General features: G+C 74.8%; 16 protein-coding genes. 9 read left to right on the top strand and 7 right to left on the bottom strand.

Translation table 11 applies throughout. The annotated features are described in order from the left end of the window. Positions 1-4 precede the first annotated feature (4 nt). Positions 5-760, bottom strand: a complete 756-nt coding sequence (locus ACIQGZ_RS23505) for a response regulator transcription factor (RefSeq protein WP_402604906.1) — start codon at positions 758-760, stop codon at positions 5-7. Between the two features lie 364 nt (positions 761-1,124). Here ACIQGZ_RS23505 and ACIQGZ_RS23500 point away from each other — a divergent pair, with 364 nt between their 5' ends. The 8 genes from ACIQGZ_RS23500 to ACIQGZ_RS23465 all read left to right on the top strand — a co-directional run bounded on the left by ACIQGZ_RS23500 (position 1,125) and on the right by ACIQGZ_RS23465 (position 8,561). Then, positions 1,125-1,898 (top strand): amino acid ABC transporter ATP-binding protein, encoded by a 774-nt coding sequence (locus tag ACIQGZ_RS23500; RefSeq protein ID WP_402605112.1) that lies wholly within the window; start codon positions 1,125-1,127, stop codon positions 1,896-1,898. A 74-nt stretch (positions 1,899-1,972) separates the two neighbouring features. Beyond that, positions 1,973-2,848 (top strand): glutamate ABC transporter substrate-binding protein, encoded by an 876-nt coding sequence (locus tag ACIQGZ_RS23495; RefSeq protein ID WP_402604904.1) that lies wholly within the window; start codon positions 1,973-1,975, stop codon positions 2,846-2,848. Positions 2,849-2,960: 112 nt separating this feature from the next. Then, on the top strand, positions 2,961-3,611 hold the full coding sequence (locus tag ACIQGZ_RS23490; RefSeq protein ID WP_402604902.1) for an amino acid ABC transporter permease: 651 nt from the start codon (positions 2,961-2,963) through the stop codon (positions 3,609-3,611). Next, on the top strand, positions 3,608-4,558 hold the full coding sequence (locus ACIQGZ_RS23485) for an amino acid ABC transporter permease (protein WP_402604900.1): 951 nt from the start codon (positions 3,608-3,610) through the stop codon (positions 4,556-4,558). The genes ACIQGZ_RS23490 and ACIQGZ_RS23485 overlap by 4 nt, the downstream gene beginning before the upstream one ends. 243 nt (positions 4,559-4,801) lie before the next feature. Next, entirely contained in the window at positions 4,802-6,454 is a 1,653-nt protein-coding gene (locus ACIQGZ_RS23480) for an FAD-dependent monooxygenase (protein ID WP_402604897.1), read from the top strand. 256 nt (positions 6,455-6,710) lie between these two features. After that, complete coding sequence (locus tag ACIQGZ_RS23475) at positions 6,711-7,169, top strand: NUDIX domain-containing protein (RefSeq protein ID WP_402604894.1); 459 nt, start codon at positions 6,711-6,713, stop codon at positions 7,167-7,169. Positions 7,170-7,548: 379 nt separating this feature from the next. After that, positions 7,549-8,157 carry a cysteine dioxygenase gene (locus tag ACIQGZ_RS23470; RefSeq protein WP_402604892.1) on the top strand — a complete coding sequence of 203 codons (609 nt, stop codon included), beginning with the start codon at positions 7,549-7,551 and terminating at the stop codon, positions 8,155-8,157. Further along, positions 8,154-8,561, top strand: coding sequence for a rhodanese-like domain-containing protein (locus ACIQGZ_RS23465; protein ID WP_402604890.1), 408 nt, complete (start codon positions 8,154-8,156; stop codon positions 8,559-8,561). Before ACIQGZ_RS23470 ends, ACIQGZ_RS23465 begins: the two co-directional genes overlap by 4 nt. 33 nt (positions 8,562-8,594) lie before the next feature. Here the strand turns inward: ACIQGZ_RS23465 and rny are convergent, their stop codons facing one another. From rny to ACIQGZ_RS23435, 6 genes are all read right to left on the bottom strand, one after another. Next, entirely contained in the window at positions 8,595-10,019 is a 1,425-nt protein-coding gene (gene rny / locus ACIQGZ_RS23460; RefSeq protein WP_402604887.1) for a ribonuclease Y, read from the bottom strand. A 190-nt stretch (positions 10,020-10,209) separates the two neighbouring features. Further along, a complete protein-coding gene (gene recX / locus ACIQGZ_RS23455) occupies positions 10,210-11,061 on the bottom strand; it encodes a recombination regulator RecX (protein ID WP_402605109.1) in 852 nt (283 codons plus the stop codon). Positions 11,062-11,155: 94 nt separating this feature from the next. Then, positions 11,156-12,295, bottom strand: coding sequence for a recombinase RecA (gene recA, locus ACIQGZ_RS23450; RefSeq protein ID WP_402604884.1), 1,140 nt, complete (start codon positions 12,293-12,295; stop codon positions 11,156-11,158). Between the two features lie 173 nt (positions 12,296-12,468). Further along, entirely contained in the window at positions 12,469-13,905 is a 1,437-nt protein-coding gene (locus ACIQGZ_RS23445; RefSeq protein ID WP_402604881.1) for an AI-2E family transporter, read from the bottom strand. Between the two features lie 68 nt (positions 13,906-13,973). Continuing rightward, a complete protein-coding gene (locus ACIQGZ_RS23440; protein WP_402604879.1) occupies positions 13,974-14,168 on the bottom strand; it encodes a DUF3046 domain-containing protein in 195 nt (64 codons plus the stop codon). 261 nt (positions 14,169-14,429) lie between these two features. Then, the gene (locus ACIQGZ_RS23435) at positions 14,430-16,019 is read right to left on the bottom strand and encodes a S8 family peptidase (protein WP_402604876.1); all 1,590 of its coding nucleotides are present in this window, start codon (positions 16,017-16,019) and stop codon (positions 14,430-14,432) included. Positions 16,020-16,171: 152 nt separating this feature from the next. On the opposite strand from ACIQGZ_RS23435, the gene ACIQGZ_RS23430 reads away from it, so the two are divergent. Next, positions 16,172-20,935, top strand: coding sequence for a DEAD/DEAH box helicase (locus tag ACIQGZ_RS23430; protein WP_402604874.1), 4,764 nt, complete (start codon positions 16,172-16,174; stop codon positions 20,933-20,935). Positions 20,936-21,096: the final 161 nt, after the last annotated feature.

Below are 21,096 nucleotides of genomic sequence, written 5' to 3'. Positions count from 1 at the left end.
GGGGTCAGCGGCCGCTTCCGGCCGCCGGTGCGTCCTCGTCGGGCGGCTCGGCCACCACCCGGTAGCCGACCCCGCGCACGGTCTCCACCAGGGTCGGCAGCCCCAGCTTGGAGCGCAGCGAGGCGATGTGCACCTCCAGGGTGCGCCCGTTGCCCTCCCAGCCGCTGCGCCACACCTCGCTGAAGATCTGCTCCCGCCGGTAGACCACGCCCGGGTGCTGGGCGAGCAGTGCCAGCAGGTCGAACTCCTTGCGGGTGAGCGGTACTTCGCGGCCCGCCACGGTGACCCGGCGGCGCTTGCGGTCGAGGTCGATGCCCCGGGCGGCCAGCGGCTCGGGGTCGCCGGGCGGCGCGGTGGCGGGGGCGGCCTGCGGGCGGCCGTCCTGCGGCGGGGCGGGCCAGCGGCGGACGACGGCGTGGATGCGGGCCAGCAGTTCGCCGGTGTCGTACGGCTTGGTGACGTAGTCGTCGGCGCCCAGGTTGAGGCCGTGGATGCGGGAGCGGGTGTCGGCCCGCGCGGTGACCATGATCACCGGGACTCGGCTGCGGTCCCGGATGCGGCCGCACACCTCGAAGCCGTCCCGGTCCGGCAGCCCGAGGTCCAGCAGCACCACCCGGTACGGCCCGGCGCCGTCGGGCACCAGCGCGTCCAGCGCCTCGCTGCCGCTGCGCGCGTGGCGCACCTGGAAGCCGTGCCGGCCGAGCACCGCGACCAGGGCGGCCGCCACGTGGTCGTCGTCCTCGACGAGGAGCAGGCGCATCTCGCTTTCCCCTTCCGCCGTTGCCCAAGTACGTCGTCGTCCTACCCAAGTCGCTGCGGCGGCCCGTCGCGGTTCCCTGCATCCAGTCCCACCCCGGCGCTCCGGGTCAAGCCCGATCGGATGAACCCGTGCGTACTGTTATTGACCTGGAACCTCGCCCGTCGGCCCGCCGCAGCCGACGCCACCTGCGCGGGACCCGCGCGGGGCCGCTGCTGTGTCCCGATCGTGATCCTCAAGTTCCGCTCAGATCTGCTGACGGACCGTCGCCCGCCCTCCTATGGTCGCCCCACCGGGGCAGCGGGCTCCGCCGGTCCGCGCCCCGGACCCAGCAGCCGGCAGGACGGTTATGAGGGAGCAGCATTCGATGACCGAGGCCGCCGTCGCCGAGACCAGCACCGGGGCCGACCCCCTGGTGGTGCTCAAGGGCGTCAACAAGCACTTCGGGGCCCTGCACGTGCTCCAGGACATCGACCTGGAGATCGCCCGCGGCGAGGTGGTCGTGGTGATCGGCCCCTCCGGTTCCGGCAAGTCGACGCTCTGCCGGACCATCAACCGGCTGGAGACCGTGGACGAGGGCGCCATCACCGTGGACGGCCGTCCGCTGCCCGCCGAGGGCAGGGAGCTGGCCCGGCTGCGCGCCGAGGTCGGCATGGTGTTCCAGTCGTTCAACCTCTTCGCCCACCGCACCGTGCTGGAGAACGTGGTCCTGGGCCAGGTCAAGGTCCGCAAGGTCCCCCGCGAGCAGGCCGTGGCCAAGGCGCGGACGCTGCTGGACCGGGTGGGCGTGGGCGCGCAGGCCGACAAGTACCCGGCGCAGCTCTCCGGCGGCCAGCAGCAGCGGGTGGCCATCGCCCGCGCGCTGGCCATGGACCCCAAGGTGATGCTCTTCGACGAGCCGACCTCGGCCCTGGACCCGGAGATGATCAACGAGGTGCTGGAGGTGATGCGGCAGCTCGCCGCCGACGGGATGACCATGGTCGTGGTCACCCATGAGATGGGCTTCGCCCGCTCCGCCGCCAATCGGGTGATCTTCATGGCCGACGGCCGCATCGTCGAGCAGAACACGCCCGACGCCTTCTTCACCGCGCCCCGCAGCGACCGGGCGAAGGACTTCCTGTCGAAGATCCTGCACCACTGAGACCGCCGCCGAGCAGACCGACGCCCGGTTCCGCGCCGTCCGGAGCCGGGGCAACCCCCGAGGAGACAACCCCCATGAGGACCCGTCGCACCGCAGCGGCCGCACTGGCCGTGCTCGCCCTGACCGCCGTCGCCGCCTGCGGCAAGGACAGCAAGCCGGCCGCCGCCGGCATCTCGTACGAGGTGAAGAAGGACGTCTCGGTCTCCGGGTCCAAGACGTTCGACGCCGCCCAGAAGCGCGGCTACCTGGTCGTCGGCGCCAAGGCCGACCAGCCCAACCTGGGCTTCGAGGACGTCGCCAGCGGCACCCGCACCGGCTTCGACATCGAGATCGCCAAGATGGTCGCCGCCGACCTGGGCTTCGCCGCCGACAAGGTGAAGTTCAAGACCATCCCGTCCACCAACCGGGAGACCGCCATCTCCGGCGGCGAGGTCGACTACTACGTCGGCACGTACACCATCAACGACGACCGCAAGAAGCAGGTCTCCTTCGCCGGTCCGTACTACGTCGCCGGCCAGGACCTGCTGGTGGCCAAGGACAACACCGACATCACCGGCCCGGAGACGATCAAGGGCAAGAAGGTCTGCTCGGCCACCGGCTCCACCTCGATCGCCCGGGTCAAGGAGTACGGCGGGGAGCCCGTCGCCTTCGACACCTACTCGCAGTGCGTGGACAAGCTGCTCGACAAGTCGGTCGACGCGCTCACCACCGACGACGCCATCCTCAAGGGCTACGCCGCGCAGTACCCGGACAAGCTCAAGGTGGTCGGCAAGCCGTTCTCGCAGGAGCCGTACGGCATCGGCCTCAACAAGGACGACAAGGCGCTGCGCGACGCGATCAACAACGCGATCGAGGCGCACGAGAAGAACGGCGACTGGAAGAAGGCGTACGACGCGACGCTCGGCAAGTCCGGGTCGGACGCCACGGCGCCGCAGCTCGCCCGCTACTGACCCGGCCGGGGGGGGGGGGGGGGGGCCCCCCCCCCCCCCCCCCCCCCCCCCGGGGGGGGGGGGCGCCCCCCCCCGCCCCGCCCGATCTCCACCTGGGAGGAGGACGGCCGCCATGCATGTCCTGTTCGACAACCACAACTTCGCGCTCTTCCGTGACGGCTTCCTGGGCACGCTCGAACTGACCGTGCTCAGCGGCCTGCTGGCCCTCGTGCTGGGGGTGCTGCTGGCCGCCTTCCGGGTCTCCCCGGTGCCGCCGCTGCGGATCTTCGGCACGGTCTGGGTGAACGTGCTGCGCAACACCCCGCTGGTGCTGCTCTTCTTCGCCGTGGTCTTCGGCCTGCCGAAGATCGGCATCTCGCTGGACTACTTCACCTTCGCGGTGCTGGCACTGGGCTGCTACACCGCCAGCTTCGTCTGCGAGACGGTGCGGTCCGGCATCAACACCGTGCCGCTCGGGCAGGCGGAGGCGGCCCGCAGCCTGGGCATGACGTTCGGTCAGACGCTGCGGCTGGTGGTGCTGCCGCAGGCGGGCCGGACGGTGATCTCCCCCACCGGCTCCATCCTGATCGCGCTCACCAAGAACTCCGCCATCGCCGGCGCCTTCAACGTGGGCGAGCTGTACAGCGTGATGAAGACATGGAACGAGCTGGGCTACCAGATCTTCTGGATCTTCCTCTGGGTGGCCGTCGCCTACCTGGTCATCACCTTCGCGATCAGCGGCCTGTTCCGCGCCCTGGAGAACCGACTGGCGGTGGCCCGATGAGCAGCGGCAGCGTCCTGTACGACGCCCCCGGCCCCCGGGCGCGGGCCCGCAACCGGATCATCGGCGTGCTGGCCGTCGCCGGGATCGCGGCCCTGATCTGGGTGGCGGTCCAGCGGCTCTCCTCGCACGGGCAGTTCGCCGCCGCGATGTGGGAGCCGTTCGAGTACAACGGCACCCAGGAACGGCTGCTGCACGGGCTGGAGGACACGCTCACCGCCTTCGGCTACGCGGCGGTGCTGTCGCTGGCGCTCGGTGCGCTGCTGGCGGCCGGCCGGCTCTCCGACCACCGGCCGGTGCGCTGGTTCTGCACCGCGTTCGTGGAGTTCTTCCGCGCGATGCCGCTGGTCATCATGATCTTCGCGCTGTACCAGGGCGTCTTCAGCGACGCCCCGATGTGGGCGCTGGTGATCGGTCTGACGCTGTACAACGGCTCGGTGCAGGCGGAGATCTTCCGGGCCGGCATCGTGGCCGTACCGCGCGGCCAGAGCGAGGCCGCGTACGCGCTCGGCATGCGCAAGTCCCAGGTGATGACCACCGTCCTGGTGCCGCAGGCGTTCCGGTCGATGCTGCCGTCGGTGCTCAGCCAGCTGGTGGTGACGCTCAAGGACACCTCGCTCGGCTACATCATCACCTACGAGGAGCTGCTGTACGTCGGCAAGCTCATCGCCAGCACCACCAGCACCGCCGAGGGCTACCCGTACATCCCGGTGGTGCTGGTCATCGCGCCGATCTACATCGGGCTGTGCCTGGCGCTGTCCGGGCTCGCCAAGTGGATCGAGCGGCGCGGGCGGCGCAGCGCCAAGGGCACCCCGGCGCTGCCGGCCACCGGGCCGGGCGGTGCGCTGCTCGGCGGTGCGCAGACCGCCGGACCGGCCGTCAGCGCTGCCGTCCCGGCTCCGGCCGCACCCCGCGACCCGGAGCCGGAGCCGCCCGCGACCCTGCGGTGACCTGCCGCGACCGACCCGTCGTCAACCGCCCCCGGAGCACAGCGGCCTCCGGGGGCGGGGCGCCGCGCTCCGGCGTACAACGAGTGCTGCTTGACGCGCCCCCCGGGGATCTGTTGCATTGCTCTACGTGACACGATGCGGGGCACCCAGGCCGAGCACCCGAGCGACGGCGCCGACACACCGTCGGGCGCGGCTCCCGCATCGCCGCCCCCGCCCGCAGCCCGCACGCGCGACGGCCGCCCCATGGACCCGGTGATCATCGTCGGGGCGGGGCCGGTCGGCCTCGCCCTGGCGCTGGACCTCGCCCGCCACGAGGTGCCCAGCATCGTCCTGGACGAGGGGCCCGGCCTCTGCCCGGAGTCCCCCCGCACCACCGTGCTGCGGCCCGACACCACCGCGCAGCTGACCCGGCTCGGCTACACCAGGGCCGCCACCGACGGCGCGGCCTGGCACGGCTGGCGCATCCTGCGGCGCCGACAGGAGGTGCTCCACCTCGACCTGGGCGCCACCCCCGTACTGCACCTGCCGCAGCACCGGCTGCAACGCGGGCTGCGGGACGCGGCGGGCGCCGAGCCGCTGGTCGAGCTGGTGCCGCTGCAACGCGTCGAGGAGCTGGAGCAGGACGGCGAGGGGGTGAGCGTCCGCACCCGGCACGCCGAGGACGGCCGGACCACCTGGTGGCGCGGCAGCCAGCTGGTGGGCTGCGACGGGGCCCGCTCCACGATCCGCAAACTGCTGCGCATCCGCTTCCCCGGCCGGGCGGCGGTGGACCGCTACGCGGTGGCCACCCTCCGGGTCGACCTGCCGTTCCCCGGCGAGGCCCGGCTGCACCGCGACCCGCCGTGGCGCGGCGACCGGGAGGCGCTGGCCCGGCCGCTGCCGGACGGGCTGTGGCGGCTGGACTGGCGGCTGCCGCCCGGTCGGCCCGCCCCCGCCGCGCCGGTCGACCCGCACGCCACCTGGCCCGGCATCGTCACCGGCGACACCCTGGTGGCCCGGGTCCGGGCCACGCTGGGCGGCTGGTGCGGCGAGATCCCGCGCTACGACCTGCTGGCCGCCGCCGACCACCTCGTCCAGCAGCGGCTGGCCGGGCGGTTCCGGGCCGGGCGGTGCTTCCTCGCCGGGGACGCCGCGCATCTGCACGGCGCGCTCGGCATGCAGAACCTGGACGACGGGCTGCGCGACGCGGGCAACCTCGCCTGGAAGCTGGCCCTGGTCTGGCACGGGCACGCCGGGGACGCCCTGCTGGACACCTACGAGGGCGAGCGGCGCGGGGCGGTCGGTGCCCGGCTGCGCGCCGTCGACCAGGCGATGCCGCTGCTGCGGCCGGTGAAGGGCTGGGAGCAGGCCCGGCGCAGCCTGCTGTCCGGGTCGTTCCGCAAGCACGCCCCGCTGCTCACCGACGGCACGCTGGGCGCCGGGCGGTTCGGCAGCCCGCCCGCGTATCCGCCGCCTCCGGCGGCGCCGACCGGCCGGGCGGGGCGGCGGACCGCCGCGCTGTCGGAGGGCCTGGCGGAGACAACGCCGGGGGTGCTGGTCCCCGATGTGCCGGTGATCGCGGCCGACGGGGCGAAGGGGCCGCTGCACGACCGGCTGGGCCGGGGCTTCCTGCTGGTGCTGGTGGCGCCCGGTGCGGGGGTGTGGGCCAGCGAGCACTGGCTGGGCGCCGGGCTGATGCCCCGGCTGGCCGAGACGGCGGCGGCGCTGCCAGTGCCGGCCGAGGTGGTGGTGGCCGAGGTCTACCCGGGGGCGACGGCGCACACCGTGCTGCTGGTACGGCCGGACGGCCACCTGGTCGGCACCATGCAGGGCAGCCGCGCCGAGGAGCTGCACGCCCTGGCCGACCGCGCCCGTGGCGGCCCCGCCGCCCTCCCCACCGCCGAACACACCGGCTGACCCCGGCCACGCGCTCCGTACACGCCCACCGGCGAGCGCCGATTCCCCGCGCCGGGCGACCGGAGACCCGCCGACCGGCTCCGACGGACACCCGCCGCCCGCCGGACGTCAAGCGGCCGAGCCGCCGCGCACCGCCGGACTCGTCGTCACCGAAGGCGACCTGCCGCCACCGTCGTTGCCCCGACCGCGCTCCCCCAGCGCTGGAGCCGATACCCCACGGCCGCCGGGGAAGACACCGGTGGCGGACCATGCCGGGATGACCCGCCCCAGAATCCGAGTCGCCGCCTCTGTGATCCGGTACGGCGACGTCCCCCGGGTGCTGGTCTTCGACCACGTCGGCATTCCCGAGGCCGGCACTCGGGCCCCCGCCGGGGGTGCCGAACCGGGCGAAGGGCTGGAACGCGCGGTCCGGCGGGAGGTTGCCGAGGAGACCGGCCTACTGACGGCCACCGTGGTCCGGCGGATCGCCGTGGAGGACAGCCCTCATCCCGATACGCGGCAGCCACGACGGACCACCTACTTCCTGCTCCGGGCGCCGGAGGGCACCCCCGACGCAGGGGAGCACCAGGTCCACGGCGACGGAGGCGATGCCGGTCCCACCTTCGCCTGCCGGTTCGTCCGGCTGCCGCCGGCCCGACCGCTCGCGGACGGCCGGGACGCCTGGCTGGGCCGCGTCGATCCGCGCTGGACCACCATGGCCGGCGACGGTCGCTGATCGACGGCCCGACCCGGTCCGCACGGCCGAGGGCGCGCCTTGACCGCGGATCGGCGGCATGATTCACTCCGACCGTGGGACACCTCGGCCTCAGGCTCTTCCGCCGCACGCACCTGGACACGGTCCGGTACGTCGGCTGCCTGTGTTGTCGCCGCGCCGCCTGACCACGCCTCCGGACCCCGCGCCGGGCACTGACGCCCCCGCGCCGCTCCGGTAAATCCGCCGCCCAGGCCGATCCGGCCCGGTCCGCGCCCGCGCCCGCGCAGCAGCCCCTGCCGACGTACCCGGTCCCGCTCGACCGGACCCGCCGCCCATGGGCTCCCCATCCGCAGCCCGCCCGGCCCCCGGGCGGCCGCCGCCGTACCCAGGACGGTCCACCTTGCCCCGCACCGCCGACACCACCGCGTCCACCGCCACACCCACCCCGGTCACACCCACTCCCACCACACCCACTCCCACCGCACCCTCCCCTGTCACCCCCGCCGACAGCGGCGGCCCCACCCTTGCCGAGCTGCTGGACTTCGCCCACCGCACCGCCGCCGACCCCGCCGCCATCGCCCTGCTGCCGATCGACCCGCAGCAGCGCACCTGGGTCGCCCTGGAGGGTCCCGGCGGCAGCGAGGCATGGCTCATCGGCTGGCCGCCCGGCGCCGAGACCGGCTGGCACGACCACGGCGGCTCCCGGGGCGCCTTCGTCACCGCGTCCGGCCGGCTCACCGAGCAGTCGATCGCCGTGGAGCTGCCCACCGAGGGGTGGCGCACCCTGGAGCTGGTCGAGGGGGTCGACCGTGAGCGCGGCCTGCCGGTCGGGCGGGGCCGGGCCTTCGGGCCCCGCCATGTCCACCAGGTGGTCAACTCCTCCGAGGAGCAGCATGCGATCTCCGTACACGTCTACTACCCCCCGCTGCCGCTGATGCGCCGCTACAGCCGCCGGGACCGGGTGCTGACCCTGGAGACCGTCGAGGTGCCGGAGGAGTGGGAGCAGTGACGGATCGACCGCTCAGCATCGACCAGGCGCTGGACCGGGCCCGAGCCCGACTGGATCGCCTGACGCCGCATCAGGCCGCTGCCGCCGTAAGGGAGGGCGCGCTGCTGGTGGACACCCGCTATGCCGCGCTGCGCGACCGGGACGGCACCGTGCCCGGTGCCCTGGTGGTGGAGCGCAATGAGCTGGAGTGGCGGCTGGACCCGCAGTGCGACCACCGGCTGCCGGAGGCCGTCCACCACGGTCTGCGGGTGATCGTGTTCTGCAACGAGGGGTACGCCTCGTCGCTGGCGGCGGTCTCGCTGCGGGATCTCGGCCTGCACCGGGCCACCGATCTGATCGGCGGCTTCCAGGCCTGGGCCGCCGCCGGGCTGCCCGTCACCCCACCTGCCGACGCCCCGGTCTAGCGCCCCGGTCAGCGCCCCGGTTCAGTGCGCCGGTCAGCGGGCGAACTCCGTCGCCCGGCTCTCCCGGACCACGGTGATGCGGATCTGGCCGGGGTAGGTCAGCTCCTGCTCCACCTGCTTGGCCACCTCGCGCGCTATGACCTGCGCCTGGATGTCGTCCACGGCGTGCGGCCGGACCATCACCCGCACCTCCCGCCCGGCCTGCATGGCGAAGACCTTCTCCACGCCCTCATGGGCACCGGCGATGGCCTCCAGCCGCTCCAGCCGCCGGACGTGCAGCTCCAGTGACTCGCGGCGGGCGCCGGGGCGGCCGCCGGAGCAGGCGTCGGCGGCCTGGGTGAGCACTGCCTCCACGGTGCTGGGCTGCACCTCGCCGTGGTGGGCCGCGATGGCGTGCACCACCTCGTCCGGCTCGCCGTAGCGGCGGGCCAGCTCGGCGCCGATCGCGGCGTGGCTGCCCTCGACCCGGTGGGTGACCGCCTTGCCGATGTCGTGCAGCAGGGCGCAGCGCTTGACCAGCGCGGGGGCCATCCCCAGTTCGGCCGCCATGGTCCCGGCGATCTGGGCGGACTCCACCAGGTGCCGCAGGACGTTCTGCCCGTACGAGGTGCGGTGGCGCAGCCGGCCGAGCAGCCGGACCAGTTCGGGGTGCATGTCGGAGACGCCGACCTCCAGCAGGGCGTCCTCGCCGGCCCGGAGGCAGAGCCGCTCGACCTCCGCCGCAGAGCGCAGGTGGACCTCCTCGATCCGCTGCGGGTGGATGCGGCCGTCGGTGACCAGCGTCTCCAGGGTCAGCCGGGCCACTTCGCGCCGGACCGGGTCGAAGCAGGAGAGCTGCACGGTGCCGGGTGTCTCGTCGACGATCAGATTGACTCCGGTCACCGACTCGAAGGCGCGGATGTTGCGGCCCTCGCGACCGATGATCCGGCCCTTGATGTCGTCGCTCGGCAGCCGCACCGCAGAGACCGCCGACTCGGCGGTCTGCTCACCGGCCAGCCGCTGGACGGCCAGCGCGATGATCTCGCGGGCCCGCTGCTCGCCCTGCTCCCGGGCGCTGTTCTCCAGATCCCGGATCAGGACGGCGGCCTCCCGCTTGGCCTGCACCTCCACCGCGCGGACCAGCTCGGCGTGTGCGGCCTCGGCGGTGAGCCCGGCGGCGCGCTCCAGCAGCAATCGCCGCTCGTCCTCCAGCAGGGCCGCCCGGTCGTCGAGTTCATGATGCAGGGTCAGCAGTCGGCGTTGTTCGCCGTCCAACCGGTCTTCACGTTCGGTGAGCCGCTGTTCGCGGCGCTCCAGCTCGTTGCGCGCCCGGCGCAGCTCGCTGCGGGCCGCCTCGGTCTCCCGCTTCGCCTCGGTGTGCAGCCGGTGCTGGAGCAGCGCTCCGACGGCGAGCACGGCGGCCACCAGCACCGCAGCTGCCACCGGGACCAGAGATCCGGCGGTCGGCGCGATCCCCATGTGGCCCACTCCCGTCCCGGCGCCTGCTCCGCTGCTGGCGCAGCGGCACGGTGAGGGGCCTTCCGGCAGGGGGCGGACAGTCGATACGGCCGACCGGTGGCATGTTCGAGTCATGCCGCTTCCCTCACTAGTTGTGAGGCTAGATCCAGGTCACGAAACGGTCAAGATGTGATCGCTGATTGACTTCTGCTCAACCGTCTGGCAACCACCGGTCCAGTTCTTCGGCGGCCTCGCCCTCGGCGGTCAGCGCCTCGCGGACCACCCGGAGCGCCAGGCCCTCGGGATAGCCGCGCCGGGCGAGCATTCCGGCGAGGCGGCGGATGCGCACCTGGCGGTCCAGACCTCTGGTGGCGCGCAGCTTGCGGTCGACCAGGGCCCGCGCGGTGTCGGCCTCCTGCTCCGGGTCGAGCCGACCGACGGCTTCCTCGACCACCGCCCCGGAGACCCCCCGGGTGCGCAGCTCGCGGGCGAGGGCGCGGCGGGAGAGCCCGCGCCCGGTGTGACGGGACTCCACCCAGGCGTCGGCGAAGGCCGCGTCGTCGATCAGCCCCACGTCCTCGAAGCGGGAGAGCACTTCCGCTGCTGCCTCCTCGGGGATGCCCCGCTTGCGCAGGGCGTCCGCCAGCTGCTTGCGGGTGCGGGGCGAGCCGGTGAGCAGCCGCAGGCAGATGGCGCGGGCCTGCGCCGCCGGGTCGCGCACCTCCTCGGCCGCACCCGGCCCGGCCGGGTCGGCGCCGGCCGATCCGGAACCGTCCGGCGCCCCGGAAAAGTCCGGCCCAGAAAAGTCCGGTCCGGAAGAGTCCGGCCCGGAACCGTCTGCCCCGAAACGGCCCGGCCCGGTACGGGACCGACCGCCGCGCCGCAGCCGCTGCGGCCGGTCCGCGCGAGCCGGCCGCTCCCGGTCGTCGGCCGGGAACGGCGGCGCCGGGTCGTACCGGCCGCCCCCGAACCGCCGCCCGGTCTCGGGCCGCCGCTCGGTGCCCGGCCGCTCGGCGCCCTGCTGCTCGGACCCCGGGGCGGGCTGCCGCCAGGCGGCACCCACCGCGCCGCTGGCGCACCAGTCCAGCGGGCCCCAGTCGCCCGTCTCCGGTGGCTCACCGGGGACGGGCGACTCAGTGTCGTTCCGCATCGGCTGCTCAGGCCTTGGCCGCGGTCTTCTTGGCGGCCGTGGTCTTGGCGGCGGTGGCCGTGATCGGCTTGGCCGACGCCCCCTCGGCAGCGGCCGCAGCGGCCGGAGCCGCACCGGCGGCCTGGTCCGCCGAATCGGCCGGAGCGTCGACGCGCGGGCCGACGCCCAGCTTCTCCTTGATCTTCTTCTCGATCTCGTCCGCGAGGTCGGGGTTGTCGCGCAGGAAGTTGCGCGCGTTCTCCTTGCCCTGGCCGAGCTGGTCGCCCTCGTAGGTGTACCAGGCCCCCGACTTGCGGACGAAGCCGTGCTCGACGCCCATGTCGATCAGACCGCCCTCGCGGCTGATGCCGACGCCGTAGAGGATGTCGAACTCGGCCTGCTTGAACGGCGAGGCCACCTTGTTCTTGACGACCTTGACCCGGGTGCGGTTGCCGACCGCCTCGGTGCCGTCCTTGAGGGTCTCGATCCGGCGGATGTCGAGGCGGACCGAGGCGTAGAACTTCAGCGCCCGGCCACCGGTGGTGGTCTCCGGGGAGCCGAACATCACGCCGACCTTCTCCCGGAGCTGGTTGATGAAGATCGCGGTGGTCTTGGACTGGTTGAGAGCACCGGTGATCTTCCGCAGCGCCTGGCTCATCAGCCGGGCCTGGAGACCGACGTGGGAGTCGCCCATCTCACCCTCGATCTCGGCGCGCGGCACCAGGGCCGCCACCGAGTCGATCACGATCAGGTCGATGGCGCCGGACCGGATGAGCATGTCCGTGATCTCCAGGGCCTGCTCGCCCGTGTCCGGCTGGGAGACCAGGAGGGCGTCGGTGTCGACGCCCAGCCGCTTGGCGTAGTCGGGGTCGAGCGCGTGCTCGGCGTCCACGAACGCCACGATGCCGCCCGCCCGCTGGGCGTTGGCCACCGCGTGGAGGGTGAGGGTCGTCTTGCCGGAGGACTCCGGCCCGTAGACCTCCACCACGCGGCCGCGCGGAAGGCCCCCGACGCCGAGGGCGACGTCCAGGGCGATGGAGCCGGTCGGAATGACCTCGATCGGGGCGCGGGCCTCGTCGCCGAGCCGCATCACCGATCCCTTGCCGAACTGTCGCTCGATCTGTGCGAGCGCGGTCTCTAGAGCCCGCTCGCGATCGGTACCTGCCATGGATTCCACCCTGCTGGTCTGTGCTGTGCGCTTCATCGTCATCGACGCTAGCGCGTACCACTGACAATCGGCCCCGAGAGGCCCCGCCTGTGGATAACTCGCCGCGATCCAGCATACAGAACACAAGTTCGATTCACGGGGAACGCGGCACCGCCGGGCGCCCCGCGACCCGCTCAGCCGCGGCCGTCCTCCCCGCCGCCACCTGGACCTTCGCCGCCGCCACCCGACGTGCCACCGCCCGGCGTCCCGCCCCCATCACTGCTCCCGGGCCCGCCACCGCTCCCGGGCCCGCCACCGCTCCCGCCGTCCCGGTCGGAGAGCCGCCCCGGTCCCCGGGAGACCAGCCGCCGCAGCCGGCGCGCCGCCGCCTGCCGCCGCTGCCTGCGCGCCTCACCGAGGTCGATCCGGGGGTCCTGCGCCACCTCGTAGCGCTTCACATAGGTGCTGACGAACCCCTGGAGGGTCGCCGCCGCCGGAATGGCGATCACCGCGCCCACCGCCCCCAGCAGCGCGGCCCCGGCGATCACCGCCCCGAACGCCATCGCCGGATGCACATCGACCGTCCGCGCCGTCACCCTGGGTTGCAGCAGATAGTTCTCCACCTGCTGGTAGACGACCACGAACGCCAGCACCCAGAGCGCGTCCACCGGCCGCACGGTCAGCGCCACCAGCATCGGCAGCGCCCCGGCCAGATAGGTGCCGATGGTCGGCACGAACTGGGAGACCGCCCCGACCCAGATCGCGAGCGCCAGCGCGTACGGGATGTGCAGCAGGTAGAGCACCACGCCGTGCGCGACCGCGGAGAAGAGCGCGAGCAGGGCGCGCGAGTAGATGTATCCGCCGGTCTTGGCAAGCGCGATCTCCCAGGCCCGCAGCACCTCCGCCTGCTTGGCCGGCGGCAGCAGCGAGCAGACGGTCCGGCGCACCCGGGGCCCGTCCGCGGTGAGGTAGAAGGTGAACAGGGCGATGGTGAACAGTTGGAAGAGGCCGCCGATCAGCGTGGTGGAGACGCCCAGGATGTTGTCGGCGGCCCGCTGGGCGTACTTCTCGACGTCGCCGGAGTCCTGGAGCACCCGCTGCTGCAGCTGGTCCAGGGTGACATCGGTGTGGAAGGTGCTGTTGACCCAGCCGATCAGGTCGTTGAGCAGTTGCGGCAGCTTCTTGGCCACCTGCCCGACCTGGTCGACCAGCAGGGTGCCCAGCGCGGCCAGGAAGCCGCCGCCGGCGACCAGCACCGCCAGGAAGACGATGAAGGTGCCCACACCGCGCCGCACCCCCCGGGCGGCCATCCGGTCCACCGCGGGCTCCATCGCCAGCGAGAGGAAGAAGGACACCAGCAGCAGGGTGAAGAGGCCGATCAGCTGGTGGAACGCCCAGTCCGCGAACTCGAACAGCCCCGCGAAGACGAACAGCAGCAGCAGCGCCCGGGGCAGCCAGCGCGGCATGCCCTCCCCCCGCAACAGCGAGGAGCGGCCCGCCCCGGGCACGGCGGCCGCCTCCCGGGCTGTCTCCTTCTGGGCTGTCTCCTCCCGGGCTGTCTCCTCCCGGGCCGCCGGCTCGGGGCGGCCGATGGCGGCCGGGGTCTCCTGGGGTTCGTCACTGCCTGTCACGGGCCCCAGTCTCGCCCATCGCGGTCGGCGGCCCCGCCCCGGCCCCGGCAGCCCCCGCCCCGATCCCGTCAGCGCTGCGCGGCGGGCACGTCCATCGCGGCGCACACCGCGCGCCAGACGTCCTTGGCCTCCCAGCCGGCGTCCAGCGCCTGGTGCACGGTGCGCCCGCCGAGCTCGGTCATCACATGGTCGCGGGCGAAGCTGTCCGCGTACGCCTCCCCGAAGTGGTCATTCATCCTCCGCCAGAAATCTGTCAGCCGCATGCGCCCAGTATCCCGCCCCGGCGCGGTCGTCCCGTCAGCCCGCCCAGATCCGCACCAGGGCCGTGACCAGCACCGCCGCGCCGACCACCCGCAGGAAGGGCGCCCGACTGTCCAGGGTGCGGCCATGGCCGTGCTGCGGGCCGAAGGGCCGGAGCAGGTGAGCGCCGCCCCACGGGGGTGCCGTCCGATGGCGTGCCGTACGCAGCGGGCGTCCTCCGCTGCCGTACCGCCGCCCCGCCCGACCGGTCGGCGGGCCGGGCCTCACCCGCTGCCGGGCCGTCCGCCGCCGCTGCCCGGCTCCGGCGGCACCGTCAGCACCCCGGCCCCGAAGTAGCGCGGATCGGCGCAGAGCCCGGCCCCCACCGGGCAGCGCCCGTGCAGCGCGGCCCCGGTCAGCACCGCCCGCAGCGCGTCGGAGCCGTCGCCCGGGTGGGCGGCGGCGGCCAGCGCCACCGCGCCGGTGACATGGGCGGCGGCCATCGAGGTGCCCGCCAGCGCCGCGTAGCGGCCGCCCGGCCAGTCGGAGACCACGGCGCCACCGGCCCCGCCGTCCGGGTCGCCGCCCGGCGCGGCCAGCACGATCCGGCCGCCGCCGTAGTTGGAGTAGCCCGCGATCGTCCCCGTCCGCTCCACCGCGCTCACCGCCACCACCCCCGGCAGCTCGGCGGGGAGCCGGACGCACTCGGGGCCCAGGGTGCGGACCGGCGGCGCGGCGGTGGTCAGCCGGTCGTTGGGGCTGCGCCCGTCGGTGCGGCGCGCGCCCAGGTCCTGCGCGTCATTGCCCGCCGAGGCCACCACCACCGCGCCGCGCCCCCGGGCGTAGCGCACCGCGCGGCCGACGGCGGCGATGATGGCGGCCTGGTCCGGGTCTTCGGGGCAGTTGTACTTCCACGGGTCCGCGAAGTAGCTGTCGTTGATCGCCCGAGCGCCGTGGTCGGCGGCCCAGAGCAGTCCGCAGACGATGTTCTCGGCGTAGTACTGCCCCTGCGCCCCCAGCAGCCGTACCGCCGCGATCCGTACGCCCGGCGCCACCCCCACCACCCCGTCGCCGTTCCGGGCCGCGCCGATGATCCCGGCCACATGGGTGCCGTGGCCGCTCTCCCCGATGCTCTGCTCGGGGCGCCAGGCGCCGAAGCGGTGGTCGGGGCGGCCGTCGGCGCAGGAGGCGGAGCTGTCCGGGTCGACCGCGTCCCGTAGGTCCGGGTGGGTGTCGTCCACGCCGGAGTCCAGCACCGCCACCAGGACCCGGCGCAGCTCCTCCCGGGTGCGGTCGGCGCCGGTGCCGATGCCGCCCAGCAGGGCGGCGGTGTCCACGCCGGGCGCGGTGGCGCCGATCATCCGCAGGTTCCAGGCGGGCCGCTCATGGGGGTCGGGCACGGTCGGGGTGTCGTCGGTGGGCAGCAGGGCGGCGTGGCCGGGGGCGTCGTCGTGCGGCTGCCAGGAGCGGCCGCCGGCCTGGAAGTCACCCTCGCCGGCCAGTCGGCCGGGCGGGGCGGAGGTGGCGACGGTACGGGTGGCGCCCGCTGCGGCGATGCCGGGGCGGTGGCGCAGCCGGTCGGTGAAGGAGCGGCCGGCTGCGGAGTACGCGAGCACCGCGCCGATCTGCGGGTACTCCTGCGCCACCGTGCCGCCGGCGGCGCGTGCCTCCCGCCCGGCAAGGGCCGCGCCGGCCGGGTCGGCAGCGGCGGCCAGGACCAGGTAGCTGAGGTAGGAGCGGCCGGGCCCCGCCATGTACGGCACGCCGCCGCCGAGCAGCAGGGCGGCCAGTGACAGCACCAGCAGGGAGCGGAACAGCAGGCGCCGGTGCCCGCCGGCGCGCGGCCCGTGGCCAGGGGTCGGGAACTGCCGCACCGCGCCTCCACCCATCGCCGGGCACCTGCGGGAGACCACAGGGGGTCTTCATACGATATGAGCGGATAGGTCGGTATGCCCTGATCTACTGCACCGGATGCGGGACCCCTGCCGCCACGCCCGCTGTCAGTGCGGCGCGGCACCATGGGGTCATGGCACCACGCACCCCCGACCGGCAGCCCGGCGATCCGCTCGCCGGCTTCTCCCCCGCGACCCGGTCCTGGTTCAGCGGTGCCTTCCACGCGCCCACCGCCGCCCAGGCGGGCGCCTGGCAGGCCATCGGCGAGGGCTCCGACGTCCTGGTGGTCGCGCCCACCGGCTCCGGCAAGACCCTGGCCGCCTTCCTCGCCTCGCTGGACCGGCTCGCCACCGTGCCGCCGCCCGCCGAGCCCCGGCGGCGCTGCCGGGTGCTCTACGTCTCACCGCTCAAGGCCCTGGCCGTCGACGTGGAGCGCAATCTGCGCGCCCCGCTGACCGGCCTGCGGCAGACCTCGGTACGGCTCGGGCTGCCCGAGCCGGAGGTCCAGGTGGGCATCCGCTCCGGCGACACCCCCGCCGCCGAGCGCCGCCGCTTCGCCACCCACCCGCCGGACATCCTGATCACCACCCCCGAGTCGCTCTTCCTGCTGGTCACCTCCGCCGCCCGCGAGGCGCTGCGCGGCGTGGAGACGGTGATCCTGGACGAGGTGCACGCGGTCGCCGGCACCAAGCGCGGCGCCCACCTCACCCTCACCCTGGAGCGGCTCGACCAGCTGCTGGACCGGCCCGCCCGGCGGATCGGGCTCTCCGCGACCGTACGGCCGGTGGACGAGGTCGCCCGCTTCCTCAGCCCGCAGCGCAAGGTCACCGTGGTCCAGCCGCCGTCCGCCAAGGAGTTCGACCTGTCGGTGGTCGTCCCGGTGGCCGACCTGGGCGAGCTGTCCGGCGGCCGGCCCGGCCGGCCGGGCACCCCGGACGGCGAGGCCGGCAGCCCGGCCGGGGAGGCGTCCATCTGGCCGCACGTCGAGGAGCGGATCACCGACCTGGTCCAGGCGCACCGCTCCACCATCGTCTTCGCCAACTCCCGGCGCCTCGCGGAGCGGCTGTGCAACCGGCTCAACGAGATCGCCCATGAGCGCGCCACCGGCGAGCCGCTGCCGGAATCGCACTCCCCGGCCGCCCTCATGGCGCAGGCGGGCAGCGACCGGGGGGCGCCGCCGGTGCTCGCCCGCGCCCACCACGGCTCGGTCTCCAAGGAGCAGCGGGCCGTGGTCGAGGAGCAGCTCAAGGCCGGTCTGCTGCCCGCCGTGGTCGCCACCTCCAGCCTGGAGCTGGGCATCGACATGGGCGCCGTCGACCTGGTCGTCCAGGTCGAGTCGCCCCCCTCGGTGGCCTCCGGCCTCCAGCGGGTCGGCCGCGCCGGGCACCAGGTGGGGGCGGTCTCCACCGGGGTGGTCTTCCCCAAGTACCGGGGCGACCTGGTGCAGGCCGCCGTGGTGACCGAGCGGATGCGCGACGGCCGGATCGAGTCGCTGCGCATCCCGAAGAACCCGCTGGACGTCCTCGCCCAGCAGATCGTCGCCATCACCGCCATGGACACCTGGGACGTCGACGAGCTGCTGACCCTGGTCCGCCGCGCCGCCCCGTTCGCCGCGCTGCCGCAGTCGGCGTACGAGGCGGTGCTGGACATGCTCGCCGGGCGCTATCCCTCCGACGCCTTCGCCGAGCTGCGGCCCCGGCTGGTCTGGGACCGGGTGGCCGGCACCGTCACCGGCCGCCCCGGCGCGCAGCGGCTCGCGGTCACCTCCGGCGGCACCATCCCCGACCGGGGGCTGTTCGGGGTCTTCCTGGTCGGCGCCGACCCCAAGAAGGGCGGCGGCCGGGTCGGGGAGCTGGACGAGGAGATGGTCTACGAGTCCCGGGTCGGTGACGTCTTCACCCTGGGCACCACCTCCTGGCGGATCGAGGACATCACCCATGACCGGGTGCTGGTCTCCCCCGCCCCCGGGGTGCCGGGCAAGCTGCCGTTCTGGCACGGCGACGCGCTCGGCCGCCCGCTGGAGCTGGGCCGCGCGGTCGGCGCCTTCGTCCGCGAGATCGGCGGCCTGGCGCCGGAGGCCGCCCGCGCCCGGCTGGCCGCCGCCGGGCTGGACGACTGGGCGGCGGCCAATGTGCTGGCGTACCTCACCGAGCAGCGCCAGGCGTGCGGCCATGTCCCCGACGACCGCACGGTGGTTGTGGAGCGGTTCCGCGACGAGCTGGGCGACTGGCGGGTCGCCGTGCACTCGCCGTTCGGCGCCCAGGTGCACGCCCCCTGGGCGCTGGCGCTCGGTGCCCGGCTGCGGGAGCGGTACGGGCTCGACGCGCAGGTGATGCACGCCGACGACGGCATCGTGCTGCGGCTGCCCGACGCGGACCTGCTGGACTTCCCGGCCGACGGCCCGGACGGCTTCCCCGACCCGTTCCCCGACCCGTTCGCCGCACAGCAGCCCGCCGCCCCGGCATCCGCCGCCGACGAGGCACCGCTCGGCGCGGACGCCGCCGTCTTCGACCCGGCCGAGGTGGAGCAGCTGGTCACCGACCAGGTCGGCGGCTCGGCGCTGTTCGCCTCCCGGTTCCGCGAGTGCGCCGCCCGCGCCCTGCTGCTGCCGCGCCGCAGCCCCGGCCGCCGCACCCCCCTGTGGCAGCAGCGGCAGCGTGCCTCCCAGCTGCTCCAGGTGGCCTCGGAGTTCGGCTCCTTCCCGATCGTGCTGGAGGCGGTCCGCGAGTGCCTCCAGGATGTCTTCGACGTGCCCGGTCTGGTCGAGCTGATGCGCGACATCGAGACCCGCAAGGTCCGGCTGGTCGAGGTCACCACCCCCGAGCCCTCCCCGTTCGCCCGCTCGCTGCTGTTCGGCTATGTCGCCCAGTTCCTGTACGAGGGGGACTCCCCGCTGGCCGAGCGGCGGGCCTCCGCCCTCTCGCTGGACTCCCGGCTGCTCGCGGAACTGCTCGGCCAGGCCGAGCTGCGCGAACTGCTGGACCCGGGCGTCCTCGCGGAGCTGGAGGCGGAGCTGCAACGGCTCACCCCGGACCGCCGGATCAGGGACGCCGAGGGCGTGGCGGACGCACTGCGGCTGCTGGGCCCGCTCAGCACCGCCGAGCTGGCCGCGCGCGGCGCCGAGGCCGACTGGGCACCCGGGCTGGAGACGGCCCGGCGCGCCATCCGGGTGCGGATCGCCGGCGAGGAGCGCTGGGCCGCGATCGAGGACGCCGGGCGGCTGCGCGACGCACTGGGCACCCCGCTGCCGGTGGGCATCCCCGAGGCGTTCACCGAACCGGTCAAGGACCCGCTCGGTGACCTGCTGGCCCGGCACGCCCGCACCCACGGCCCGTTCACGGCGGCCGACGCCGCCGCCCGCCACGGCCTGGGCACCGCCGTGGTCACCGGCACGCTGCACCGCCTCGCCGCCACCGGGCGGATCGCGCAGGGCGAGTTCCGGCCCGGCGGCAGCGGCAGCGAGTGGTGCGACAGCGAGGTGCTGCGGCGGCTGCGGCGGCGCTCGCTGGCCGCGCTGCGCCACGAGGTCGAACCGGTGCCGCCGCGCGCCCTCGCCGCCTTCCTGCCGCAGTGGCAGCACATCGGTGCCGGGCGGCTGCGCGGCCTCGACGGGCTGGTCCGCGCCGTGGAGCAGTTGCAGGGCGCCCCGGTGCCCGCCTCCGCCCTGGAGAAGCTGGTGCTCCCGGCCAGGATGATCGACTACTCCCCCGCCATGCTGGACGAGCTCACCGCCGCCGGCGAGGTCGTCTGGTCCGGCGCCGGCGCGCTGCCCGGCAAGGACGGCTGGCTCTCGCTGCACCTCGCGGACACCGCCCAGCTGCTGCTCCCCGCCCCGCAGCCGCTGGAGGGCACCCCCGTCCACCGCGCCCTGCTGGAGGCGCTGGCGGGCGGCTACGGCCTGTTCTTCCGCCAGCTCGCGGACCGGGCCACCGCCGCCGCGACCGCCGGGGGCGCTCCGCCGCCGTCCGATCCGGACCTGGCGGACGCACTGTGGGACCTCGCCTGGGCCGGGTACGTCACCAATGACACCCTGGGCCCGATGCGGGCCCTGCTCGGCTCCGGCCGTACGGCGGGCGCCACCGCGCACCGGGCGCCCCGGGCCACCCCGCGCGGCCGGATCGGCGGCGCGGGCCGGGGCCTCGGCGGCCACGCCGGGCGCACCTCGCGCACCGGGCCACCCACCACCGCCGGGCGCTGGGCGCTGCTCCCCGAGCGGGCGGCCGACGCCACGCTGCGGGCCACCGCCGTCGCCCAGGCGCTGCTCGACCGGCACGGCGTGGTCACCCGGGGCGCGGTGGCCGCCGAGCGGGTGCCGGGCGGCTTCGCGGCGGCCTACCGGGTGCTCTCCGCCTTCGAGGAGAACGGCCGCGCCCGCCGGGGGTACGTGGTGGACGGCCTGGGCGCCGCCCAGTTCGCCACCGACGGCGCGGTGGACCGGCTACGGGCCGTCAACAGCTCGCTGGAGCGGTCGGCGTCGGCCGGGTCGGACGGCTGGAGCGGTGCGGCTGACGGGCGGTCACGGGCGCTGGTACTGGCCGCCGCCGACCCGGCCAACGCCTATGGGGCGGCACTGCCGTGGCCCGATCCGCCGGGCCCGGAGGCCGGCCGGCCGGCCCACAAGCCCGGCCGGAAGGCGGGCGCGCTGGTCGTCCTGGTGGACGGTGCGCTGGCGCTGTACGTGGAGCGGGGCGGCAAGTCGCTGCTGGCCTGGGCGGACGAGCCGGAGCAGCTGCAACGGGCCACCGACGCCCTGGCGCTGGCGGTCCGTGAGGGCGCCCTGGGCAAGGTCACCGTCGAGCGGGCCAACGGCGAGGCCGCCCTCACCTCCCCCCTCGGCCGCGCCCTCGAAGCGGCCGGCTTCCACCCCACCCCCCGCGGCCTACGCCTCCGCGCCTGACCCCCGCCGGGGCTCCAGGGGCGCGAGGAACCGCGCGAACAACCCACCATCGACGTGCACACTCACCCGGACAGCTCCCCCCACCCCAGGCGGGGATGTTCCACACGTGCTGCGCTCCACGAAGCTGCATGGTGGGCGGCTCCCCACCCCCCTGACGGGCG

It is taken from the genome of Streptomyces sp. NPDC092296 (assembly GCF_044755465.1).
Lineage (GTDB): Bacteria > Actinomycetota > Actinomycetes > Streptomycetales > Streptomycetaceae > Peterkaempfera.
Note: the sequence above shows the minus strand (reverse complement) of the source record. Positions and strands in the feature narration are given on the sequence as shown.

Bases quoted from the DNA above. Each gene is read 5' to 3' on its own strand.
- ACIQGZ_RS23505 (WP_402604906.1), bottom strand. From the start codon at position 760: ATGCGCCTGCTCCTCGTCGAGGACGACGACCACGTGGCGGCCGCCCTG.
- ACIQGZ_RS23500 (WP_402605112.1), top strand. From the start codon at position 1,125: ATGACCGAGGCCGCCGTCGCCGAGACCAGCACCGGGGCCGACCCCCTG.
- ACIQGZ_RS23495 (WP_402604904.1), top strand. From the start codon at position 1,973: ATGAGGACCCGTCGCACCGCAGCGGCCGCACTGGCCGTGCTCGCCCTG.
- ACIQGZ_RS23490 (WP_402604902.1), top strand. From the start codon at position 2,961: ATGCATGTCCTGTTCGACAACCACAACTTCGCGCTCTTCCGTGACGGC.
- ACIQGZ_RS23485 (WP_402604900.1), top strand. From the start codon at position 3,608: ATGAGCAGCGGCAGCGTCCTGTACGACGCCCCCGGCCCCCGGGCGCGG.
- ACIQGZ_RS23480 (WP_402604897.1), top strand. From the start codon at position 4,802: ATGGACCCGGTGATCATCGTCGGGGCGGGGCCGGTCGGCCTCGCCCTG.
- ACIQGZ_RS23475 (WP_402604894.1), top strand. From the start codon at position 6,711: ATGACCCGCCCCAGAATCCGAGTCGCCGCCTCTGTGATCCGGTACGGC.
- rny (WP_402604887.1), bottom strand. From the start codon at position 10,019: ATGGGGATCGCGCCGACCGCCGGATCTCTGGTCCCGGTGGCAGCTGCG.
- recA (WP_402604884.1), bottom strand. From the start codon at position 12,295: ATGGCAGGTACCGATCGCGAGCGGGCTCTAGAGACCGCGCTCGCACAG.
- ACIQGZ_RS23440 (WP_402604879.1), bottom strand. From the start codon at position 14,168: ATGCGGCTGACAGATTTCTGGCGGAGGATGAATGACCACTTCGGGGAG.
- ACIQGZ_RS23430 (WP_402604874.1), top strand. From the start codon at position 16,172: ATGGCACCACGCACCCCCGACCGGCAGCCCGGCGATCCGCTCGCCGGC.